Here is a 22,430-nt window from a genome sequence, read left to right on the forward strand (position 1 = left end):
CACAACCTGAAATGGTTAAATCGAAACGGGAAGCCGACTTCCCTATAGGATTTTCACCCTCTACTCTTGAGTAGAGGAAATTTTCTGACGGCGACTAACCGTTAAACCAGCAACTACTACACCTAAACCAAATAACACAGTAGGTTCTGGTACTTTCTGAGCCTTGCTATCAAAATCAACATTTGTCACTACCCCACTAAATCCTCCATTGTTTTCTACTTCCACATCTTCCATTGCTATAACTGTTTGAGCAAAAATAAAGTCTGTTGTTTCTATACCAAAAAAGGAACTCAAGTCACTATTGACTTCATTTACTCCTAATCCCAAAAACGCCGCAGAAAAATCATTTGCACCTACCGATATATCTCCAGTAAAAGAACCACTTACAAGTTCACCATCAGCAATAATTTCACCTAAATCATCCCTAACTGTTCCAGTAATGCTAACCGAACCTCCACTGCCAAAAGTATAGAAACCATCTTCGGAAATATTGGCTCCAGTTTCAAAGTTAAGTACACAACTATCACAAACTAATTCTGCACCATCATTAGCGTTAGTATCAATTCCCATTACCATATCTAATAAGAAATCTGTACCGACAAGGGAACCACCCTCACCATCGTAGGAAATTGTACCGCCACTAATGGTTTCATCGTCGAATTGGATAACAGCAGCATTAGCAGCATTAGCACCAGCAATTAGGAAAGGGATAGCAGCGATGGAAGCAACGATTTGGTTTTTCATGGTTTTTAATTCCTGTGTTTAACTCTATGTTTTAATCATCTCCCTTTTTTTTGATGGTGGTGGTGACTTGATAAGTGAATTTACGGTGATTTTTTGGTGGTGATGGAGTGAGTTGGGAAGTATTAAGAGAGTGAGCGTTCATGTCTCTTCTTTGTGAAGTAGATGAGTAATTCTAGTGATGATGGTCACAATTTAAGGAGGGTAGGCATTCAGGAATATTATATATAGTTAAAATTCCTCCTCAGTCTCAATAATTGACTGAGAAGGAATCAAGTGAAGTTTATGTGCTGTGGAGTAATTAATTTCCTAAAACATCTTGACAGAATAGATGGTCAGACTCGAAGCTTTGACCGGAATTATTAGCTTGGGTTTCTTTTGCTTCTAGAATGTTTTTGGCCATATCTTTGGCCTGGAAACGGGTGGCTCCTCCTGCGTTACCATATTCCCAGTTCCCATCGCTTACTCTATATCTATAGCTACAAGCGTAATGGTCGTTGACAAGTTGTACTTTTCCTTATTTTCCTACAGCGGGGAAGGAGAAACCTGTGATTACTACTAGAGCTGATCAACTGCTAATAATAAAACGTTGCATTTTTTTTCTCTCAATTTAACTAAACTGTTTTGTTGTTAATAACTACTATGGTTTACCTATCTGAAAAACTCTGGATAGTTAACTGAGAGTGTTATTAGAGTTGGCTCAAATTATCTTTAGTAATTATTGATTGAGAATTAATGGAGAAAATAAGTAAGTATTCAACCGGACATGATATTAGTGCAACGAGGGGCAATGATTCATAAAAAATCTCTGAAATCCTTATCTTTTCAGGGGCACAACCTGAAATGGTTAAATCGAAACGGGAAGCCGACTTCCCTATAGGATTTTCACCCTCTACTCTTGAGTAGAGGAAATTTTCTGACGGCGACTAACCGTTAAACCAGCAACTACTACACCTAAACCAAATAACACAGTAGGTTCTGGTACTTTCTGAGCCTTGCTATCAAAATCAACATTTGTCACTACCCCACTAAATCCTCCATTGTTTTCTACTTCCACATCTTCCATTGCTATAACTGTTTGAGCAAAAATAAAGTCTGTTGTTTCTATACCAAAAAAGGAACTCAAGTCACTATTGACTTCATTTACTCCTAATCCCAAAAACGCCGCAGAAAAATCATTTGCACCTACCGATATATCTCCAGTAAAAGAACCACTTACAAGTTCACCATCAGCAATAATTTCACCTAAATCATCCCTAACTGTTCCAGTAATGCTAACCGAACCTCCACTGCCAAAAGTATAGAAACCATCTTCGGAAATATTGGCTCCAGTTTCAAAGTTAAGTACACAACTATCACAAACTAATTCTGCACCATCATTAGCGTTAGTATCAATTCCCATTACCATATCTAATAAGAAATCTGTACCGACAAGGGAACCACCCTCACCATCGTAGGAAATTGTACCGCCACTAATGGTTTCATCGTCGAATTGGATAACAGCAGCATTAGCAGCATTAGCACCAGCAATTAGGAAAGGGATAGCAGCGATGGAAGCAACGATTTGGTTTTTCATGGTTTTTAATTCCTGTGTTTAACTCTATGTTTTAATCATCTCCCTTTTTTTTGATGGTGGTGGTGACTTGATAAGTGAATTTACGGTGATTTTTTGGTGGTGATGGAGTGAGTTGGGAAGTATTAAGAGAGTGAGCGTTCATGTCTCTTCTTTGTGAAGTAGATGAGTAATTCTAGTGATGATGGTCACAATTTAAGGAGGGTAGGCATTCATGGATATTATATATAGTTAAAATTCCTCCTCAGTCTCAATAATTGACTGAGAAGGAATCAAGTGAAGTTTATGTGCTGTGGAGTGATTAATTTCCTAAAACATCTTGACAGAATAGATGGTCAGACTCGAAGCTTTGACCGGAATTATTAGCTTGGGTTTCTTTTGCTTCTAGAATGTTTTTGGCCATATCTTTGGCCTGGAAACGGGTTGCTCCTCCTGCGTTACCATACTCCCAGTCCCCATCGCTTACTCTATATCTATAGCTACAAGCGTAATGGTCGTTGACAAGTTGTTTTTATAATAAACATTCAAAGCTTTGGCTAACAATAATTATGGATATTATAAGTAAAAATACATATTACACAAAAGTGGTTTTCTCTGCTAGTCAGAATTTAGAGATTAATACTGTAACGACATTTTTTAAACTTGGTATAACTTTATTTTTGGTGAGAATGATGTAGGCAATGAAGATAATCATCTTTAAATACAATTAACTATTGTTAGCTTTAACTTCCCTGGCGGGAAGTCCCGCGCTCTCCCGCACCTTTAGCGTCGTATGGGAAAGCCAGGGCCAAGATTCGGATACCTTCATAAGCTAAACGTTCATATGCCCTTGACAAGCTAGGTACATTTTGTTAGGGTAAGGTCCAACACAGGGGGAGGACATCACCTCTGTCTAAACAGCGGTCAGGGTTTCCCAGACTGAAGAATCCCGCGTTGTCCCGTAAGGGCAACGTCGGGAGTATGTCAAAGATGATACTATAATTGAAGGTGCGCCTTTTATGGGGGTTTGAATCCCCCATTATACACCTTGAGAAGCCGATCGCTAAGTGCTACTTCAATCAGAGACTGTCAATTTCGCCTCTACTAAATCAGCACTACGCTGCAATTGAAAACCCACTTTCTCACAAACTCGTTGCATAGCTATATTCTCAGCTAAAATTGTCGCAACAATTCCCTCTAACTGCTCATCTCGACCAATTTGTACCAGTCGCAATAACAATTCCGTTCCTAACCCCTGACGTTGATAGGGGTCGCTCACTAACATGGAAAATTCTGCTTCATTTACCCCATGTGACTTACTCAAGCGACCTGCTCCTAAAATCTCATGGTTTCCTGTTTCCGGATTTTTATAATCCACTACCAATGCCATTTCCCGATAATAATCAATAAAGCAAATCCTAGTTAACCGTTCGTGAGCAATGCGACGACTCAATTTGAGAAAGTTAAAATAACGAAAATACACACTTTCCTCAGATAATGTTTTGTGGAACTGAACAATTAACGGTTCATCCTCTGGACGAATAGGACGAATAGTCACCTCAGCACCATTTTTCATTTGCCAAGGTTTGATATATTGAGTCGGATACGGACGAATAGCTGGCGATGGCAATTTTTCTACACCCACACTCTTGTCATGGAGAACTACCCGTGCATCCAAAGCAATTAAACGTTCCGAAGAAGCCAAAAGTGGATTAATATCAATTTCCTTGATCCAAGGTTGCTCTACCACTAACTGACTAAATTTCACCATTAACTTTTCCAATGCTGCCAGATCCACAGCTTTACGTCCCCGAACACCTTTGAGAGCTTGGTAGATTTTTGTTTGTTCTATCATGCGACGGGCAAGAGTTGTATTCAGAGGCGGTAATGCTATTGCCCGGTCTTTAAACACCTCTACCAACTGACCACCCGTACCAAATAACAATACCGGACCAAATTGTGGATCGATACTGCTACCAATAATCAATTCATAACCAATGTCTAAGCTTAACATCGGTTGCACTGTCACCCCTAAGAAATGCTCAGAACCGACCTTCTCAGCTACGGATGTTTGAATATTCTGATATGCCCATTTTACTGCTGCTGCATCTTTGAGATTTAACTGCACTCCACCCACATCAGTTTTGTGAGTAATGGTCTCAGAAAAAAGCTTCAGTACTACGGGATAACCAATAACATCCGCGTGTTCCACTGCTTCAGCTTCAGTTTTAGCAATCAATGTCTGCACAATAGGAATGCTATAAGCAGCCAAAACCCGTTTCGACTCAGACTCAGTAAGAATAGTTCGGTTCCCATCCTGAGCAGTTTTGATAATTTGCTCAACTACAGAACAGTTAGGACCTTCTTCTTGTTCTTGTGCTAGCACTGGTGTTTCATATATACCTTGCAGGTTATAACTATATTTCCACATAAAGTTAAACAACCGTGCTGCTGCATCTGGATAACGATAAGTGGAAATACTAGCGCGATTCAGTATTGTTTCACCTGTGGTTACTTCATCTCCTCCCATCCAACTTGCTAATACTGGTTTTTTGGCAGTCTGAGCATAATGTTTCAACTGTTCTGCGGTTTGAGTGGGGTCTGTCATAGCTTGAGGAGTCAAAATTACAAGCAAACCGTCAGTATTAGGGTCTTTGACTGCTACTTCTAAGGTTTTGTGATAACGTTCGGGGTCAGCATCACCAAGAATATCAATGGGGTTACTATGACTCCAGTGAGTGGGCAAAAACTCATTCATTTGAGTAATGGTTTCTTCTGCTAGTGGAGCAAGTTCCCCACCAGTTGCAATCAGAGCATCAGTAGCTAGAACTCCCGGTCCCCCAGCGTTAGTAATAATTGTCAATTTTGGTCCTTTGGGAATCCTTGGCTGTTTTGCCATCACTTCTGCCATATCAAATAGTTCAGAAATACGATTCACCCGCAATACTCCACAGCGACGGAAAGCAGCATTGAGAACTTCATCGCTACCTGTGAGAGAACCTGTATGAGAAGCAGCAGCTTTGGCAGCGGCTTCGGTTTGACCTGCTTTGATTACTATTATTGGTTTGGTTAATGCTACTTCCCTAGCAGCAGATAGGAACGACCGCGCATTGCCAATGGATTCCATATAAATAACAATACTCTTGGTGTGGGGGTCATCACCGAGATAATAAATGAGGTCGCCCCAATCTACATCTAGCATGGAACCGATGGAGACAAAAGCACTGAAACCAACGTTTTCGGGGAAACTCCAGTCGAGGACTGCTGTACAGAATGCCCCACTCTGACTAATGAAACCAACGTTTCCAGGGTTTGCCATTGTGCTAGCAAAGGTGGCATTGAGTCCGCTATGAGGATTCATTAAACCTAGACAGTTAGGGCCGATAATTCGCATTTTGCCCCTAGCTGTTGCCATGATTTGTCGTTCTAATTCTATGCCTTCTGGTCCAATCTCTTTGAATCCAGCGGAGACTATGATCGCGCCTTTTATACCTACTTCTACACATTCACGCACAGCATCAGGGACCATTGGTGCGGGTATAGCAATAATTGCTAAGTCTACTGGTGCTGGTATGGCTTTAATATTTGGGTAAGCTGGAATTCCTAACACACTATGACGTTTGGGATTAACTGGAAAAATTGTGCCTCCAAAAGGGTTGCTGAGTAGATTCCAGAGAATTGTGCGTCCGACACTGCCGACTCGGTCTGTAGCACCAATTACTGCCACATTTTCTGGGGCAAATATTGAGGTTAGGGGTTGTCGCTCTGCCCTCAGAATATCATAGCTTGAGTCTGTTGTTTTTTGAGGTATTTGTAACATTATTTTTCCCCTTTTTTTCAACTTTAACTTGAAACGATATTTAACTTAACACTACTTTCAGGTCGCTGTACTTGTCTAGATATTTCATTTGTGAAAGGTTAAGGGAATCTTAAAATATATCTTCTTTGTCAATGGACAAAAATATCTTTTTTTTTACTTTTAAACATCGACAATATTTTATCAAATTAATTTTGCTTAGTCAAATTAATCTAGGATTAAAATAATGTGAGATTATCCTGTTTATCTGGGCAGATAAACTCTTATGAAATTATTGTATAATGACATACATTCTTCAAGTTTTTCCCCAGAAAAAATAAATTCCTTCTTTCAGAGTTTGATATTTTTGGTCAATACGATACTGTAATACGAATTTCATAAAATTCAGTAATATCAAACAAAGTAATTTCTTGAAAATCTTTTTCTGCTCAAGATAATATAATTTCATCTAACCTTTTTTGTAACTGTTTTTTTCCTGTTTTTGGGTTGATAATATTGACTTTTCGGTTTTTTGCTAAACCACCTATTATATAGTTCAGCTCTAATTTCTGTAGTTCCTCTAAAAAAGAGGAATTATTGCCATAACCTCCATCCACTAAAACTACACCAGGGGGATATTTTCTGGACAATATTTTTTGAACTAATTTGAGTGCTAAATCAGGTTTTTTGACCGTCAGACCCCGCGTCGCCGTCAGGCGCAAGCAGTCAGACCCCGCGACAACGCAAGCTCGCTTGCGGAACGCTGACCAAGAGAGGGAATGCTGACAAATTCTTGATCTTCTTTTCCCGGCGTTGGTGATTTGAGGTATGATATCTGTCTGGATCAGAGTGCGATAGAACTCCGTTCCGCTTACCCCACAAAAAAACTTTCTCCTTATACTTGGGGTTTCTTCTTCTTTCTTCCCTCCTGACTCCTGACTCCTGACTCCTGACTCCTAAGTAATTAAGATTAATATCATACCCTAATTCAGCAACGCCCTTTTCCCTAGTCGGAACGCTTCCCCGACAAAAACGACCAAGTCAAAGCGCTGGCTGTGGCAACTTAGGCACTCAAGAACTGGGAAAAGGAAACTGCTTTTCTCCGATTCGAGCCGGGAGTAATAGCACAAATGAATGAAATTTATCTCGAATAAAAGGTTTAAAAGCCAATAAAACAGCTACTATAAATAGTTGAAAGTTTTAGTAGTTCGGACTCTAGTATTGCAAAGACGGAACTTTACAATTGGAGTCAAACAACTGTAACCGAGAAAAGATTAGTCTCTCAAGTTGGCTGAGAAGTTTAAGCCAAGTTTGAAGAACACAAGGCCAAGTTGAATAGCAAGTCTGAGAAGCAGGAAAAAGGCCAAACGGGAAGGTTTACTAACTTAGTCCATTCTCGAACTTGTGCTTTTGCTCTGAGGCGATTATTTCCTCTATTAAATTGTGTTGATTGATAGTAGGTTTTAACCCACTAAAGTAATATATAAAACTGTGATTATATAAATTTACTCTAACAACAATATGGAAATAGCCGATCATAACTTGTGGGAAAAACTAGCATCTCTATCAGACAATTTTCCTAAATTGGGTATTCGCCTCTCCCTGGCAGCTAAAGAACTACAAAACGCAGGTACTCCCCCTTCAGAAAGTTTACTAGAAGAATTGATGGCCTATGGTAGAGATTTTGCTACTGTTAAAGAGCAGGGACTAGAATTGGCAAAAACATCTCAAGTTTCTGCAGGGGCAATATTTTCCTTTACAGACTTAGAAAACTTAATTAAAGCACTAGCTTCAACCACAGAATCATCAAGCAGTCAACCAGTTTTAGATATTCTTAATCAAATCTTGGCGATCGCTCATCAAGAACAACCAGAATTTACTCCTTTGCAACCAGTTAAGGCAAAAGCTAAAGAACTACATCAATTAATTTCTCATACAAAATCTGACAAATTACCAGATGATGCTCAAGCTTTAATTGCAAATACACATCCACTTTCAGCAGTATTAACACTTGTCAAACAGGGTAAAAATTTAGATGATGAGCAGTGGTTGGAATTAGAGGAAAAAGTTAATGCCAGCTTTGGCAAAAAACTAATGTTAGCTATATCTAGAGGAAAACTGACAATTCCTAATGATTCTTTAACCACAACATCTAGAATTAAACTTCCGGCACTTGAAGAACTAAACCGAACTCAAAATATTGCCACTCAAGCAACTAATACGCAAAAATCAACTGTTCCAAGTTTACCACCTTTAATAGTAGTACCTTCTGGTGGTGCAGAACCTAATCAAACAGCTATTGACGATCCAGATGTGATGATTTTAGAAGACCCAACACCTATAAATACAAAACCTGTAGACGAAATCATTATTGTTCCTGGTGTGGAAGTATCTCAAAATTCTTCCACTGTTGAAAGACCAAATACGATGTTGGGAGAAACTACTAATCAAAAATCAGCAGTATCTGTAGGGTTAAAAGTTTTAGTTCATATACAAAATATAGGCGATCGCATTTTTGCTGGTCAAGAATATGCAGGTACTCGCGGTCAAGGTTTTCGTGTAGAAGCTTTTCAAATAAATATAGAACCCTCTATTCCTGGGTTAAATCTTGAATACATGGCTCATGTTTCTGACATAGGCGATACTCCTTGGTTAGAAGCAGGAAAATTAGCTGGAGAACGCGGCAAAGCTAGAAGAATAGAAGGATTTGCGGTTCGTCTTACAGGTATTCAAGCTGGCAATTATGATGTATTCTATACAGCTCACGTTCAGAATATGGGAGATTTACCAGTTTATTCTAATGGTGCATATTGTGGTACTCGCAACCAAGCTCTCAGAGTGGAAGGCATAAAAGTTTGGATAGAGCCTAAAAATTAGCACTCAGGAGTTATTTCAGTTATCAGTTGTCATGAGGCTTATACTAGCAAAACTTCTCCCAAATGTGTTTACATCCACAAGAAACTTGGTGGCTCCAAAATTCACTTTTGCCCGGCTTGCGGTCATAAAACACCGCGATATTTGCCAGGCGCTCTCAGCATGATTTTGAGAGCTTTGTAGGCTGTAGCCTTCGATATCAGAGATGGCGTTATCGCTATCTCTGATGCCAATATTGTACTTGTACAGGAAGTTGATTAGCTTTATGAGGGTTAAAGACAGTACTTAAACTTTCTTGCCAGAAAAGTAACACATCTCAACATCCTGTATTGGTTCACGAGAACTAGAACTTTCATTCAGGAATTCAATACTTGTCTCATACGTCGTTAAATTCACCGACACATTAAGCCAATAGTAATTCTCTCCTTTGCCAACACTAAAGGACAGCGATGAATCTTGGTAAGAGATTTCACTTATTGTACCAACATTACATTTGTTCACTGACTCAGTACCATCAGCCATCTTGTCGAAATGGTACATATAAATTCCCTTCTTACCCTCTTTTACTCCTTCTGGAAGAAAAAAGGTAAAAAGTTGATTGCTTGCATATTGATACCATGAAAATGTTCCTTTCCAGCACGCAGTCCATAAAGGACCAAAAAATGGAATAGCCGCATCTAAAGACTGAAAATCACTCATAGTTCTTTACCTTTGAATTGTCCTTTAACATAGACTTTTTGTCACCATGGATCCAAGATATCCACGATTTTTCCATAAATCCATATTTACCAAAAAATTGGGTTTAAAGCCTCGCCCTTCTAGGGCGACTTTTTGGTTGTTTTTTTTTAATAAATATGTTATCATAGTGCTAGTTCAGATAGGAATTATGAAAGCTAGATTTAGGTATCGTATTTATCCAACAACGGGGCAAAAACACCAATTAGCCAAGCTATTTGGTTGTGTCCGTGTGGTTTGGAATGATAGTCTAGCTTCCTGCCAAGAAAAGTATACACTAGAAGAAAATAAACCAACTAATTCTGAACTACAAAAACAGTTTATCACATCTGCTAAAAAAACTGAAAATAGAGAGTGGTTATCAGAGGTTTCTGCTATACCATTGCAGCAATCATTGAATGATTTAAACCAGGCTTATCAAAACTTTTTTAGATCGACTAAAGGTCAAAGAAAAGGTAGACCTATTAAACCTCCTAAATTTAAAAGTAGAAAGTCAAAGCAAACTGCTAGGTTTACAAAGGGAGGATTTAAAATTGGTCAACATAAAGTTTATTTAGCCAAGATTGGAAAGCTGAAAATAGTGTGGTCAAGAGAGTTACCTGCTACTCCATCATCAGTAACAGTAATCAAAGATTCCGCTAATAGATATTTCTTGAGTTTTGTAGTAGAAATACAACCAGAAGTCTTACATCAAACTGATAATTCAGTAGGCATAGATTTAGGTATTAAAACCTTTGCTACATTGAGCGATGGTACAAAGATTGATGCACCCAAACCACTCAAAAAACGAATTAAGAAGTACCGAAAGTTAAGTAAGTCATTATCTCATAAAACTAAAGGATCTAAAAGGTATGAAAAAGCACGGGCTAGAGTAGCTAAATTCCATAGCAAATTGAAAGATACAAGGACAGATTTTCTGCATAAATTATCCACTGAAATAATTCGTGAAAACCAAACAGTTGTTTTAGAGGATTTGAACGTTTCTGGTATAGTTAAGAACCGTAAATTGTCTAGAGCAATATCTGATTTAGGTTGGAGAACATTCAGAACATTTATAGAAGGAAAAGCAGAAAAATATGGTCGTGAGTTCAGAGTAATTAGTCGTTGGGAACCCACATCTCAAACTTGCTCTAGCTGTGGATTCAAAGGTGGAAAGTTAGACCTTCAGGTGCGAGAATGGGAGTGTCTCAACTGCGGTGCAAAACATGATAGAGACGAGAATGCAGCAATAAATATATTAGTCGCGGGCGGGCAGTCCGAGACAAAAAAGCGCACCGAACCCGCGCCGCCGAAAGGCGCAAGGGAACGCGGAGCAAGAAACGGACGTGGAGGCAAGTGTAAGACTACCGCCTACGGTAGCAGCAGCCTGTGAGACGTCAACCCGCCGAGGAGTTACGGCTCGGTAGGAATCCCCGTGCCTAACAGCCGGGGAGGATGTCAACCTATCAACAAGATAGTTTTTATTCAATCCGTCGAAATGCTTACCCTTTATTTCCTTGGCTCTTCCAGACTATAGCTTACAGCGGTTTTCATTTGGGTAGACCACAGTAGGGGCGATTCGCGTTTGCGGAGCATTCCGTAGGAAATCGCCCCTACAAAGTTTTGCTTGTGAAGATGTGGTTCATCAATTGGAAAAGCGCTGTAAATTCCGCACAAGTATCAAATATCAGAACTCTTATATGTTATATGAGATGAAAAAGCAACTGCTAGACTCTTCACGTTGATCTTTTTGAGAAAAGCACTAGCGATCATTTTCTTCTTGTGATAAACTGATGCACTAGCAATCAAAATCTTGACTGACAAAGCTTTTAACCTCTAATTGATGACAGACCCTAGGGCGAATGCCATTCGCCCCTACATATGGCGTTTTCAGTCGGCAAAACTGATAACTGATAACTGATAACTGATAACTGAAATAACCGCTATTCCAAAGTAACCAAAACACACAATAATAATGCTTCAGTCCATTCAACCACAGCACCATAAGTATCACCAGTATGACCGCCCAAACAATAGTTAAACCAAGCACCTGTCAACAGAGTGTTCGCCCCTTCCCAAAGCAATCAAAATCTTGACTGACAAAGCTTTTAACCTCTAATTGATGACAGACCCTAGGGCGAATGCCATTCGTCCCTACATATGGCGTTTTCAGTCGGCAAAACTGATAACTGATAACTGATAACTGATAACTGAAATAACCGCTATTCCAACGTAACTAAAACACACAATAATAATGCTTCAGTCCATTCAACCACAGCACCATAAGTATCGCCAGTATGACCGCCCAAACAACGGTTAAACCAAGCACCTGTCAACAGAGCGATCGCTATTCCTCCTATTGCCATCCCAGAAGCTACTAACCAACTTTCAGGGTTTAATAAAATTTGGATTCCACTGATACTCAACAATAAAAGTAGACTTTGGAGAAAATCCCAAATAGAATATTTTGCCTCCTTGTGAAATGCTCCTTTTCCAGTAGGTTTGAGATAGGGGTAACGAGCGATCGCTACTAACTGACCCCATCTTCCCCAACCTGCTACTCCCATTAGTATTAAAAAGCGGTCGCTATCTAAATCTGTTAAAGCAGTAATTTTTAGCAACAGTAGAGCGATCGCTGCCATTGCACCAAAAGCTCCTGTAGCACTATCACTCATTACTTCCAATCTTCGTTTCTGGTCTGGCACTGCCAACCCATCAGCAGTATCCATCACCCCATCCAAGTGTAAACCACCAGTTAAAGTAATTCCAGATATAATCGCTACAGCAGACCTTGTGAGTATAGGCATTCCTAAAATTTGTAATCCAAGATCGATTAGCCCAAGGATACCCCCTACTATCAATCCTATCAAAGGAGCGAAACGAGCAATACCGTTAAAATCCAAGTTCCAAGTATGGGGAATTGGTAAACAAGTGTAAAATGCAATTCCAGCACTGAGTTTTGTCAGAGTTTTCCTAATTACATAGAGCAATATTTTTTACCACCCAAAATTTTCTGAGCTTGGCTTCTTGTTGTTAACTATAGTATCAAAAAAAATAATATTTGCTCCATTTGTTTCAAATCAAATTAACAACAATGGAGTAGACAAAATTAGTTTTGTATGGTAAAAATTTAATATTGGGAAAATAGTTCTGTATAGACCTCAAAGATTTCCAGGATACATACATAGTTAAATATACATAGTATAAAATGTATAAAAAAATCAAACTATAGATTAAAAGTCTGAAACTCTTATTCCAGATGAGCTGTTGTTATATAAATCGTTCCCTTTTACATGAGATTTTGTGCATATTCTGAACCAAATTACTATATTATTGGCTCATACTCCAAGAAATTATGCCAGAATTGGAACAAGAATAGCACTATCTAAATAACTCAGAATAAAAAAAAACTGTTCTGATAAATTTCTATCAAATTCAGAGGCTTTTGCTATATGAGTTCCAATAATTTTGACCAGAGAGTATCTGCTCCTTGCATAATTGACATTGGCATAGTTGTCAATAAACGTGATATGCAAAGACTGTTGATAGATTTAGGTAGAGTCCGCTATATCCATACTCAAGATGGCCATATTCAAAGCCGGGGTGAAGGATACATACTAGAAGTATTTGCGGATTGTCAACGGTCAACTTTAGTTGCTAATCATTCAATATACCTAAATGTGCTTAGTTTTGATTACCTAGAACTTGGACAATCATCAAAGAAAGAAACATACTTTGATTTAATTACTGAAGGACGTCAGTTAAGACTAATTCCTCTGTCAAACCCTCTTAAAGAAGAAACTACTAGAAATATAAATGCTGCAGCTTTTGACGCAGTAATGGATCAAGTTTTGTCATCTAATTGGGATATGCAGTTTGATGATGATGATTGCCCCTTTTAAGCAGAAAGGAAAAAATAGGGAATGAGGCAAACCATATAAATTGTTTGTTCTCAGTTTAGAGAAAACAGTTAGAATTATTTAATTGCCAATACCTAACTATCATGTCCCAAAACTTTTCCTTTCATTGTCAGGCTTGTTGTAGCAACACAAAAGCTCGTGCAGGTGTTTTTTTGACTCCTCATGGTAGTGTAGATACACCTAGATTTATGCCTGTGGGGACTTTAGCAACTGTTAAAACTCTCACACCTGCTCAGTTAGAGAAGGCGGGTGCTCAGATGGTCTTGGCAAATACTTATCATCTCCACTTACAACCAGGAGAAAGTATTATAGCTGGTGCTGGTGGGCTGCATAAATTCATGGCATGGGGAGGGCCAATATTAACTGACTCTGGGGGCTTCCAAGTATTTAGTTTAGGAGAAATCCGAACTATTAGTGAAACAGGTGTTAAATTTCGCTCGCCTCGTGATGGTAGTATTATTGATATAACTCCAGAGCGTTCGATCCAAATTCAGAATGAATTGGGAGCTGATGTGATTATGGCTTTTGATGAATGCCCGCCTTACCCAGCGAGTAGGGAAGAAGTAGAGTTGGCAACAAATCGTACTTATCGATGGTTGAAGCGTTGTGTTGAGGCTCATCAGCGTCAGGATCAGGCTCTGTTTGGTATTGTTCAAGGTGGTGTTTATCCCGATCTACGTTCTGTAGCAGCAAGGCAGTTGGTAGATTTGGATTTACCGGGTTATGCTATTGGTGGAGTGAGCGTGGGAGAACCGGGCGAGCTAATAGATGATATAGTTAAAGTAACAGCTCCTTTATTGCCAGAAGATAAGCCTCGTTATTTGATGGGGGTTGGCACTTATCGAGAAATGGTAAGAGCGATCGCTTCTGGCATAGATTTATTTGATTGTGTAATTCCGACTCGTTTAGGACGACATGGAGTAGCTTTGGTTAGAGGGGAGAGGTGGAACTTGAAAAATGCTAAGTTTCGAGAAGACTATACCCCTCTTGATGAATCTTGCCCTTGTTATTGTTGTCAAAATTTTAGTCGAGCTTATCTAGCTCATTTGGTAAGAGCTAAGGAGTCTTTAGGTTATACTCTATTGTCTCTTCATAATGTCACAGAATTAATTCGCTTTACTCAGCGAATTCGAGATGCTATTTTGGGCGATCGCTTTGTTACGGAGTTTGCTGGTTGGCTTTGAAAAACAATTAATAATTAATAATTAATAATTAATTATTATTAGGGTTTGCTGAAAAAGTCTGATACTCAGGGAAGGGGAAAGGTACTAGCATTTTGAGACGAAAAGATCTACAAATCTTGCACTTTTTCAGAATAAAAAAACCTGGAAACCCTTAGTAGTTCTCAATAATAGAGAAAAATAGGATGTTGAAGCGCGATCGCGTAACGTACCCAAACCATCAAAAATAAAAGATGTCTAAATAGGGCTTGCTGATTAAATCTAAAAGTATTGACAGATAAAGGTTTTAGCATTTTTTTTGTCTAAAAAAGTGCCAGCTTTTCAGCGGAAAAAGCTCAAAAAGCTAGTATTTTGGGATGATGGTGGCAGAAAAATCATTCTTACAAAACGCCCGCTCCTACCTCTTCGCTCATTCCCCGTTCCTCCTGTCTCCTACCCCTACTAAAAGACTTTTTCAGCAAACCCTAAATATTGATATTTTAACATATTTTTTGTATAATCTACTGGTTTTAGTTTTCCTACGGAATGCTACGAAACATCCCGACATTCCGTTACCGGAGAGCGCAAGTCCTCACATTAATCATAAAATTAAATGAAAACTGTTGTAATTACTGGAATTTCAGGCACTTTGGGTAGTGCTATGGGTAAAGCTTATAAGTCACGGGGATGGCGGGTTGTTGGTGTGACTCGTCAACCTAGTTTAGAGGGAGATTTTTTTGATGAGTTGTTTGTTTCTCCCCAGAAAACTATTGAGGATGCCAGAAAACTATTTGAGTATGACCCGGATGTGGTGATTTTGAATGCTGGTCAAATTGAAACGGAAGTAGGAGAGGGTGGAATTCCCATAGTTGAGTTGGTAGAGTCGATGAATCGGGTGAATTATACTTGGCCTGCGGTTGTAGGTGCTGAGGCAGCCAAATTACCTCGGAGTAGACCTTTGGATGTGATTGCTATTGGGTCAATTGCTGATGGAAGTCCTTCTTGTTTCGGACCTGTTTATCATTCTGGCAAAATTGCCTTGCATTATTACTGGTCTGGTGTCGGGCCAATTGTTTATCATTCCAGTAAAAATATGATTCGCCTGCGGTTGTATCGCCCTGGTGCTATTTCTGGTAAGTTTGCTTGGGCACCAGTGAATCGTCTGAATGATAAAGCTTATAAGATTCGAGCTAATCGAGTTAATTCTGCTCCGTCTGGGGATAAGGTAGCTGAGAAAATTGTTAATTGGATTGAGAATAGTCAGGAATGGGTAGGAACTTACGATGAGCCTTTGGGATTTAAGATTTTTAAGTATTTGTTTGCTTTATTCCCCAACTTTTTCTACAGATTACAATTGTATGGTTGGCCTAAAGGGAGTAAGTTTGTTTGATTATTAGGCGTTGCAAAAATGCGGGATGATTTTAATAGTTTTGTAGTTTTGTGGAATGGGTATCTTGCCCGTTCCCCTTTTTAGAGAGTTAGATAGAAAACTAGAGATTTAAAACTTTTTCATGATCAATTATCCATTATTATCTAGCCAGTTTTCCAAGTCTGCTATTGTTGCTAAATCAAAAATTTCATCACCTAAAATATCTAATTTTTCCAAAGATAATTGCTCTATCTGAGTCTGAACTTCTGGAGCTATTTCGCCAAACTTGCGACGAATTTGACGTTTAACTAATATTCCAATTCCTTCTTTTCTGGCTAAACTAATTTGTCCTTTCTTATCTCTAATCAATTTTTCCTGTTGCTCTAATTATTCTAATTCTGCATTGTTTAAATTGGCTCGATTAGCTATATTTAATGCTGCTTCTATTTCTGATACTGATTCTAATGATTCTGGTATTACTTCTAAACTTGGAGCCGATTTAATAAAATATATCCATTTATCGCTTAAGGTTTCTAAGGCTGATAATTATTTGTAAAATTTAGGTAATTCAACAAACATTAATGTTAATTCATCTTGGTAATTAAACAATTCTGTCTCTTCTTTAAACCTGAATTTGGTAATCATTTTATCTATCTTTTCAAATAAAACAAAGTCGGCGATCGTTAAAGCTATAAAAGGTTGCAACATCATATAACCTTGCCCTGCATCTAATTGATTTCCATAAGCTTTAGCTAAATTATAAATTACGCGTTTTTCAAAATCTTCTACGTTCAATATTTGCATTTCAATAATCACGGTAGAACCATTATCTAAAAGTGCTTTTACATCAAAAGAACTCCCTTTCATAGTGTTAGTAACTCCAGGGTTATAGGGGTTAATTATTTTCAGAGATTGAATGATATTTTGATTGTTATAAACTATGGCATTGAGAAAGCTAATGAGAATATTTTGACTGTGAATAGAACCAAAGATTTTTTTAAAGGCAAAGTCGGTTTTGGGGCTGATAAATTTCATGGTTATATTTCAGGAACTGGTATTGTTTATGGTACAATATATAGTATAATTTAGCTCTTTTATAACTATTTGCAGCACTTTTGAGGATAGTGAGGTACAGCTATAAGACTATTTATTCCTATATTCCCTGTTGCCTGTTGCCTGTTGCCTGTTGCCTAGAGCAATAAAACTTTGTACCTCATCAACTAGAAAACTGCTGTAAATAGTATTTAAGACTAGAATTAATAGCAGGATATCAAGGCAAAAACATTTCTATAAAGGATAAGGAAACTGATGGAAAATTCAAGGGATTAATTACTTCACTATCGGACAAAATAGTTTCAGATTGATAACCTACTGGTGTAGGATGACGATATATATAAGCTTGGCGTTGGACTACATCTAAAACCCAATATTCGGGAATATTTGCTCCAGCATAAATAAGTGTTTTTTCTTGTCGATCTATTCTCAAAGTAGTGTCAGAAATTTCGATTAAAAAGAATATTTCCTGTGGACTAGGGTGGCGATACGGCTGACGCCACGCTCCGCGAACGCCATAAGCTTTGGGATCGATATGAACTACTGCAATATCCGGTTCTGGTTCAGAATTTGATAATGTAACTGGTAACTGCATCCTAATATGAGCTTGCTGAGTTAATTGAGATTTTAAATAATCTACGGACAAAGCAGATAACAATTCCTTTTTTTTTAACAAATGAAATGGCATAAATTGAAGTGTTAATGAAGCGCTATCAAAATGTACCAATGTCACTTCAGTTATCAGTTAGTTATCAGTAACTCGTAGCTGTTAACCTGTAGTTTTATTTTAACGCTGGATAGTGATTTTCGGATTTATCGAAAACATAGAAATGAAGCTATAGATTTGATTATTCCTGTTGATTTGTGATGGAATAAGTTGATGATAATTAGATGGTCTTTTTCTTTCAGAAATAAGATAATATTATTGAGTGGATTTGTGGTTGGGTTGTTATGGGTAATGAGAATATGAGTGCTGGACAATTGTTGAAGCAGGCTAATAAGTTGAAGAGAGAGGGGAGGTTAGAGCGGGTAATATGTTGCTCTCTTGCTATTCCTTACTAAAAGCTACTAATTATCTCTTGTGGTGTTACAATTGATAATGAAAACTATCTCAAATTATTAATTATCCATTAGTAAAAATAACTAAACTTGGACATTATTAAAATTAAAGATGTTAAAGACGTTTTGGGGTAAAGTTAAACAAGGGAAAATCGAATTGTTGGAACCATCAGAGTTAGTAGAGGGAACCCAGGTGCTGGTAACTCTGATTCCCAATGATGAAAGTGACGGGGAGGAAGATAAGTCCCTCAAAAGTATTCCACGTCAGGGAGATTTTATTGATGAGTTAAAGGCTAATCCTATTAGGGTTAGAAATTGGCTGAAGTTAAATAGGGAAGAACTGCACGATCGCTCTTGATGAATAATACAATTAAACAGGTTTTTGTTGATTCTAATATCTGGCTTTATTGTTTTCTAAGTGGGCAAGATAAAGACCCAAAAGAAGATGCTAGAAAGCGAATGATTGCTAATAGTATTACTGATGTGGAAGGGATTGTTATTAGTACCCAAGTGATTCATGAAGTTTGTTCGATTCTGAAGCGAAAGGTAGGTTTTAATGAGGAACAAATATTGAAATTAATTGAGTCTTTTGAGAGGCGTTATCAAATAGTAGCAGTTGATTTATTCATAGTTAAAAATGCTTCAGAGCGAATTTTTTCTATTAACTTTCTATCATATAGCATTTTCAAATTTTAGTAAATTAAAAATAATGGAAGTTAAAGACTATGCCCTATTTTCTATTCCTGAAATAAGAAAGTTTCTTTGACTTAGATGAAACGGGAATTTTTGGGGTAGGATAATATTTTTGAGTAGATTTATGGTTGGGTTTTTATGGGTAATGAGGGTATGAATGCAGGCCAATTGTTGAAGCAGGCTAATCAGTTGAAGAGAGCGGGGAGGTGGGATGAGGCGTACAATAAGAAACCCGGTTTCTTTGAGAAACCGGGTTTCTCTGGCGGGGGAGGATGTCTTGACAGAAAAATTGCTTTTTTGTTATAATCTCGCTGTTAAACTAGAGCGATCGCTATGCCACGCCGTAAAGTTATTCTTGAAGCTGGTAATTATTACCATGTTTACAATCGGGGTAATAACCGTCAGCTTATATTTTTAGAACGGGAAAACTATCTTTATTTTTTGCGTCAGTTACAAGCTCGCTTAGTTTCTCAGGGTGTGGATGTTATTGCTTACTGTTTGATGCCAAACCACTATCATTTGTTGGTTTTTTTGCAAACGGAAGATTTTTCTAAGTTGATGCAGGGGTTTTCCCTAGCTTATACTAAAGCTATTAATAAGCGTTATCAAAGAGATGGTTCGCTGTTTCAAGGGCGTTTTAATGGGATTCGAGTTGATAGCGACGAATATTTATTAATTCTAACTCGATACATTCATCTCAACCCAGTTCGCGCTAACTTAGTGGAGAATGCAGAAGATTGGGAATTTTCTAGTTACCAAGAATATATCAAGTTGCGTCAGGGGAACTTGCTGAAGTTGGATGAGATGCGATCGCTTTTCGACAGCACAGAGCAATATCGTTCTTTTGTCGAAGATGCGACAATTAGCGAGAAGTCAATTCAGCATTTAACTTTTGAGGAGTAGTCATAAGAAACCCGGTTTCTTGAAGAAACCGGGTTTCTCAGCATTAGTCCAAACCGGGTTTCTCAGCATTAGCGGGAGTTACGGTTGGGAGATTTACTATATAGCCTTTTCAAATTGTAGTAAATTAATGATAAAGTTGGGAAATAATTTTTGTAGATTTTGAATCTGATAATATTATATATTTAGATTGAGATTTTGGTTTTTATGGGTAATAAAGCTATGAGTGCTGGTCAGTTGTTGAAACAGGCCAATCAGTTGAAGAGAGAGGGGAGGTTGGATGAGGCGATCGCTCTTTATCATCAGGTTATTGAAATTAATCCTAATTTTGCTTGGGCATATAATAATTTGGGGGATGGTTTTGTTAAGCAGGGAAATTTAGATGAGGCTATTGTTGAGTATCAACGGGCGATTAAAGTTAATCCTAATTCGGCTTGGTTTTACTATCAGTTAGGAGAGGTATTGGCTGAAAAAGGAAAGCTTGACATAGCATCTGTATACTTTCAAAAATCTATCAATTCTCACATAGATTTGTGTGATAAACTAAGCAAATGTTATCCAGAAATAGAAAATAATATCAATCAAGTAAATAATTTTTATTTGTTTCAAGGACAAGATTACGGATATTTGACAGATAAGCCTCAATGGGTTAGCTTTCCAGTAGATGAGAACTCTATGTATATCATAGAAGGAAAAATAGCTAGTGAAAATGCTCCTTTATCCAAAAAAGCCTTGGTTCAATTTGAATTTTTTGATCGAAACAATCAAAAAATATCTGGTTATTACCAAGGTTTCAGTAATTCAGATGATTTGGGTTTGTATAAGTACATAGATATTGCTAGCCAGAGCTTGTCAAAATTTTGCATTGCTTTTAAAACTCCACCAAAAGCTTTTTCTATTAATATAGGTTTTCGTCGCTGGCATAATAAAAGAACTAACAATCCAACAATAATATTTGAATCGTTAGTTAAAATTTATTTTAGTCAGTTGAAAAGTTTAGAAAGTTCAGTCTTATCATCTTGGGATTACTATAAATTAGGAGTTATTTGTTCAAAAAAAAATAAATTATCTGATGCCTTATTTCTTTGTCAAGCATCCTTTGAAAAAAACGTAAACTTTTCTAAGTGTGAAGACAAAATAAGGGAATTAATTTTTAAGATAGAGTCTAGTAGCTCAGTACAATATTGGGAAAATAGATACGATCAAGGAGGAAATTCAGGCATAGGGACCCACAATGATAAATTAGCAGAATTTAAAGCTAATGTTATCAATGATTTAGTGGAGAAAGAGAATATTGAATCTGTAATAGAATTTGGATGTGGTGACAGCCGTCAGCTTGATTTCGCTAAGTATCCTAAATATATTGGCTTAGATGTTTCTAAAACAGCTATTAATAAGTGTAAAGAAAAATTTAAGCACGATCCGACGAAAAGCTTTTTTTTATATGATTCTGCATATTTTTTTGATAGAGGAACAATTTTTTCTGGTGATTTATCTATTTCGATAGATGTTCTATTTCACTTAATAGAAGATGATATTTATTATGCTTACTTAAATCATTTATTTGGAGCAGCTAAAAAATTTGTAGTTGTTTATTCATGGAATTTTGAAGATAGGGAAAAGTTTAAATTTCATATTAGACCAAGAAAATTCACACGAGATATAGAACAACTAATTCAGGGATGGAAACTTTGGAAAGTTGTAAATAATATATATCCTGCAACAGAATTGGGTGAACGTAAAGGAAGTTTTTCTGATTTTTACATTTATCGTAAAAGTTGATCAATAAGAGCTAGAGAATTATTATAGGAAAATTAAGGATAATAATTATTGAGTTTTCAATGTTTGAAATTTATAGATAAATATTTATACCAACTTTTACTTTTCCTTTTAACTATCAACTACGTTTCCTCCAAACCATAACCCCATGACTACTATTTTTGGTAATAGCTCGTGAAGGGATATTCGCTTCCGAAAACCTAGAGGAGTCAATCAAATCACGCAGCAAAACTTGTTCAAGCCCTTTAAATGCAGGGCCAAACATTAACTCAAAGTCCTCAGTACCAAACGATCTCATATGATCTTCGTGACCAAATTGCTCTAAACGGTCGGTGGCAGATAACTCCTCTGAGAGATTTTCCCGAAACCGCTCTGAAAAAAATGGTACGCTAAAAATATGGTAGCCACCTGGAGCCAAAAGTTGATTAAGTTCCTGTAAAACAAACGCCGCATTACAGCGAACGTGTTCAAGAACATGAACGTGACACAGAACACCAACAGACTCCTTGCTTACCTTTTGAATATCAGTGCATAGATCGAACCTTTCTACATTTACTCCCCCTTTTTTGTATATATCTGGCTCAAAATCAAAAGGTCGATAATAATCTCCAAGCTTTCCAGCAAGCTTTTTGGCAATTCCAATCTCTGGCGCGAAGTGAAAGAATGGCAAAGTAATCTCACTTACCTTAAGAGTTTCAATAACTAACCAAAGCAGACGAGAGCGTTCAAAACTACCGCAACCACGGCAACGTGCATTAGTTCTACCTCTAAAATCTCCAAACTTATTACTTCCGCAAATAGGACATTTCATTTTAATTAC

Annotated in this window: 19 protein-coding genes and 1 pseudogene; 10 read left to right on the forward strand and 10 right to left on the reverse strand. The window is 37.6% G+C overall.

Annotated elements, in window-relative coordinates; translation table 11 throughout:
- Nucleotides 1–60 precede the first annotated feature (60 nt).
- The 4 genes from F6K23_RS00130 to F6K23_RS00145 form a co-directional block, all read right to left on the reverse strand.
- On the reverse strand, nt 61–744 hold the full coding sequence (locus F6K23_RS00130; protein ID WP_293149356.1) for a PEP-CTERM sorting domain-containing protein: 684 nt from the start codon (nt 742–744) through the stop codon (nt 61–63).
- Between the two features lie 889 nt (nt 745–1,633).
- Nucleotides 1,634–2,317, reverse strand: coding sequence for a PEP-CTERM sorting domain-containing protein (locus F6K23_RS00135; RefSeq protein WP_293149356.1), 684 nt, complete (start codon nt 2,315–2,317; stop codon nt 1,634–1,636).
- Nucleotides 2,318–3,368: 1,051 nt separating this feature from the next.
- Entirely contained in the window at nt 3,369–6,113 is a 2,745-nt protein-coding gene (locus F6K23_RS00140; protein ID WP_293149358.1) for a bifunctional acetate--CoA ligase family protein/GNAT family N-acetyltransferase, read from the reverse strand.
- Between the two features lie 425 nt (nt 6,114–6,538).
- Complete coding sequence (locus tag F6K23_RS00145) at nt 6,539–6,811, reverse strand: transposase (RefSeq protein WP_293149360.1); 273 nt, start codon at nt 6,809–6,811, stop codon at nt 6,539–6,541.
- Nucleotides 6,812–7,610: 799 nt separating this feature from the next.
- Between F6K23_RS00145 and F6K23_RS00150 the strand changes: the two genes are divergently transcribed.
- Nucleotides 7,611–8,966: a hydrogenase gene (locus F6K23_RS00150; protein ID WP_293149362.1), complete on the forward strand. Its 1,356-nt coding sequence runs from the start codon at nt 7,611–7,613 to the stop codon at nt 8,964–8,966.
- A 21-nt stretch (nt 8,967–8,987) separates the two neighbouring features.
- Nucleotides 8,988–9,146 (forward strand): zinc ribbon domain-containing protein, encoded by a 159-nt coding sequence (locus tag F6K23_RS00155; protein ID WP_293149780.1) that lies wholly within the window; start codon nt 8,988–8,990, stop codon nt 9,144–9,146.
- A gap of 102 nt (nt 9,147–9,248) precedes the next feature.
- Here the strand turns inward: F6K23_RS00155 and F6K23_RS00160 are convergent, their stop codons facing one another.
- The gene (locus F6K23_RS00160; RefSeq protein WP_124143516.1) at nt 9,249–9,662 is read right to left on the reverse strand and encodes a hypothetical protein; all 414 of its coding nucleotides are present in this window, start codon (nt 9,660–9,662) and stop codon (nt 9,249–9,251) included.
- A gap of 187 nt (nt 9,663–9,849) precedes the next feature.
- Between F6K23_RS00160 and F6K23_RS00165 the strand changes: the two genes are divergently transcribed.
- Nucleotides 9,850–11,070 carry an RNA-guided endonuclease TnpB family protein gene (locus F6K23_RS00165; RefSeq protein ID WP_293149365.1) on the forward strand — a complete coding sequence of 407 codons (1,221 nt, stop codon included), beginning with the start codon at nt 9,850–9,852 and terminating at the stop codon, nt 11,068–11,070.
- A 550-nt stretch (nt 11,071–11,620) separates the two neighbouring features.
- Here the strand turns inward: F6K23_RS00165 and F6K23_RS00170 are convergent.
- Both F6K23_RS00170 and cobS read right to left on the reverse strand, forming a co-directional pair.
- On the reverse strand, nt 11,621–11,734 hold the full coding sequence (locus F6K23_RS00170) for an adenosylcobinamide-GDP ribazoletransferase (protein ID WP_375340718.1): 114 nt from the start codon (nt 11,732–11,734) through the stop codon (nt 11,621–11,623).
- Between the two features lie 165 nt (nt 11,735–11,899).
- Complete coding sequence (cobS, locus tag F6K23_RS00175; protein ID WP_375340719.1) at nt 11,900–12,667, reverse strand: adenosylcobinamide-GDP ribazoletransferase; 768 nt, start codon at nt 12,665–12,667, stop codon at nt 11,900–11,902.
- A gap of 462 nt (nt 12,668–13,129) precedes the next feature.
- Here cobS and F6K23_RS00180 point away from each other — a divergent pair, with 462 nt between their 5' ends.
- The 3 genes from F6K23_RS00180 to F6K23_RS00190 all read left to right on the forward strand — a co-directional run bounded on the left by F6K23_RS00180 (nt 13,130) and on the right by F6K23_RS00190 (nt 16,147).
- Nucleotides 13,130–13,579, forward strand: coding sequence for a hypothetical protein (locus F6K23_RS00180; RefSeq protein ID WP_293149367.1), 450 nt, complete (start codon nt 13,130–13,132; stop codon nt 13,577–13,579).
- A 101-nt stretch (nt 13,580–13,680) separates the two neighbouring features.
- On the forward strand, nt 13,681–14,781 hold the full coding sequence (gene tgt / locus F6K23_RS00185) for a tRNA guanosine(34) transglycosylase Tgt (RefSeq protein ID WP_293149369.1): 1,101 nt from the start codon (nt 13,681–13,683) through the stop codon (nt 14,779–14,781).
- 589 nt (nt 14,782–15,370) lie between these two features.
- Entirely contained in the window at nt 15,371–16,147 is a 777-nt protein-coding gene (locus F6K23_RS00190) for an NAD-dependent epimerase/dehydratase family protein (RefSeq protein WP_293149371.1), read from the forward strand.
- A 129-nt stretch (nt 16,148–16,276) separates the two neighbouring features.
- On the opposite strand, the pseudogene F6K23_RS00195 reads toward F6K23_RS00190, so the two are convergent.
- Nucleotides 16,277–17,161: pseudogene (locus F6K23_RS00195) on the reverse strand (Rpn family recombination-promoting nuclease/putative transposase).
- Between the two features lie 235 nt (nt 17,162–17,396).
- Nucleotides 17,397–17,912: a Uma2 family endonuclease gene (locus F6K23_RS00200; protein WP_293149373.1), complete on the reverse strand. Its 516-nt coding sequence runs from the start codon at nt 17,910–17,912 to the stop codon at nt 17,397–17,399.
- Nucleotides 17,913–18,350: 438 nt separating this feature from the next.
- Here F6K23_RS00200 and F6K23_RS00205 point away from each other — a divergent pair, with 438 nt between their 5' ends.
- The 4 genes from F6K23_RS00205 to F6K23_RS00220 all read left to right on the forward strand — a co-directional run bounded on the left by F6K23_RS00205 (nt 18,351) and on the right by F6K23_RS00220 (nt 21,613).
- Complete coding sequence (locus F6K23_RS00205; protein WP_293149375.1) at nt 18,351–18,596, forward strand: hypothetical protein; 246 nt, start codon at nt 18,351–18,353, stop codon at nt 18,594–18,596.
- Nucleotides 18,596–18,934 (forward strand): PIN domain-containing protein, encoded by a 339-nt coding sequence (locus F6K23_RS00210; RefSeq protein ID WP_293149377.1) that lies wholly within the window; start codon nt 18,596–18,598, stop codon nt 18,932–18,934. The genes F6K23_RS00205 and F6K23_RS00210 overlap by 1 nt, the downstream gene beginning before the upstream one ends.
- Before the next feature lie 330 nt (nt 18,935–19,264).
- Nucleotides 19,265–19,834 (forward strand): transposase, encoded by a 570-nt coding sequence (locus F6K23_RS00215; protein ID WP_293149379.1) that lies wholly within the window; start codon nt 19,265–19,267, stop codon nt 19,832–19,834.
- Between the two features lie 219 nt (nt 19,835–20,053).
- Complete coding sequence (locus tag F6K23_RS00220) at nt 20,054–21,613, forward strand: tetratricopeptide repeat protein (RefSeq protein ID WP_293149784.1); 1,560 nt, start codon at nt 20,054–20,056, stop codon at nt 21,611–21,613.
- A 115-nt stretch (nt 21,614–21,728) separates the two neighbouring features.
- On the opposite strand, the gene F6K23_RS00225 is transcribed toward F6K23_RS00220, so the two are convergent.
- On the reverse strand, nt 21,729–22,421 hold the full coding sequence (locus F6K23_RS00225; protein ID WP_293149381.1) for a hypothetical protein: 693 nt from the start codon (nt 22,419–22,421) through the stop codon (nt 21,729–21,731).
- Nucleotides 22,422–22,430 lie beyond the last annotated feature (9 nt).

The organism is Okeania sp. SIO2C9 (genome assembly GCF_010672455.1).
Taxonomy (GTDB): domain Bacteria; phylum Cyanobacteriota; class Cyanobacteriia; order Cyanobacteriales; family Microcoleaceae; genus Okeania.

Coding starts and splice junctions, on each gene's coding strand:
- F6K23_RS00205 (WP_293149375.1), top strand. CDS start 18,351: ATGTTAAAGACGTTTTGGGGTAAAGTTAAACAAGGGAAAATCGAATTG.
- F6K23_RS00150 (WP_293149362.1), top strand. CDS start 7,611: ATGGAAATAGCCGATCATAACTTGTGGGAAAAACTAGCATCTCTATCA.
- F6K23_RS00190 (WP_293149371.1), top strand. CDS start 15,371: ATGAAAACTGTTGTAATTACTGGAATTTCAGGCACTTTGGGTAGTGCT.
- F6K23_RS00130 (WP_293149356.1), bottom strand. CDS start 744: ATGAAAAACCAAATCGTTGCTTCCATCGCTGCTATCCCTTTCCTAATT.
- F6K23_RS00215 (WP_293149379.1), top strand. CDS start 19,265: ATGCCACGCCGTAAAGTTATTCTTGAAGCTGGTAATTATTACCATGTT.
- F6K23_RS00165 (WP_293149365.1), top strand. CDS start 9,850: ATGAAAGCTAGATTTAGGTATCGTATTTATCCAACAACGGGGCAAAAA.
- F6K23_RS00220 (WP_293149784.1), top strand. CDS start 20,054: ATGAGTGCTGGTCAGTTGTTGAAACAGGCCAATCAGTTGAAGAGAGAG.
- tgt (WP_293149369.1), top strand. CDS start 13,681: ATGTCCCAAAACTTTTCCTTTCATTGTCAGGCTTGTTGTAGCAACACA.
- F6K23_RS00225 (WP_293149381.1), bottom strand. CDS start 22,421: ATGAAATGTCCTATTTGCGGAAGTAATAAGTTTGGAGATTTTAGAGGT.
- F6K23_RS00140 (WP_293149358.1), bottom strand. CDS start 6,113: ATGTTACAAATACCTCAAAAAACAACAGACTCAAGCTATGATATTCTG.
- F6K23_RS00160 (WP_124143516.1), bottom strand. CDS start 9,662: ATGAGTGATTTTCAGTCTTTAGATGCGGCTATTCCATTTTTTGGTCCT.
- F6K23_RS00210 (WP_293149377.1), top strand. CDS start 18,596: ATGAATAATACAATTAAACAGGTTTTTGTTGATTCTAATATCTGGCTT.
- F6K23_RS00135 (WP_293149356.1), bottom strand. CDS start 2,317: ATGAAAAACCAAATCGTTGCTTCCATCGCTGCTATCCCTTTCCTAATT.
- F6K23_RS00180 (WP_293149367.1), top strand. CDS start 13,130: ATGAGTTCCAATAATTTTGACCAGAGAGTATCTGCTCCTTGCATAATT.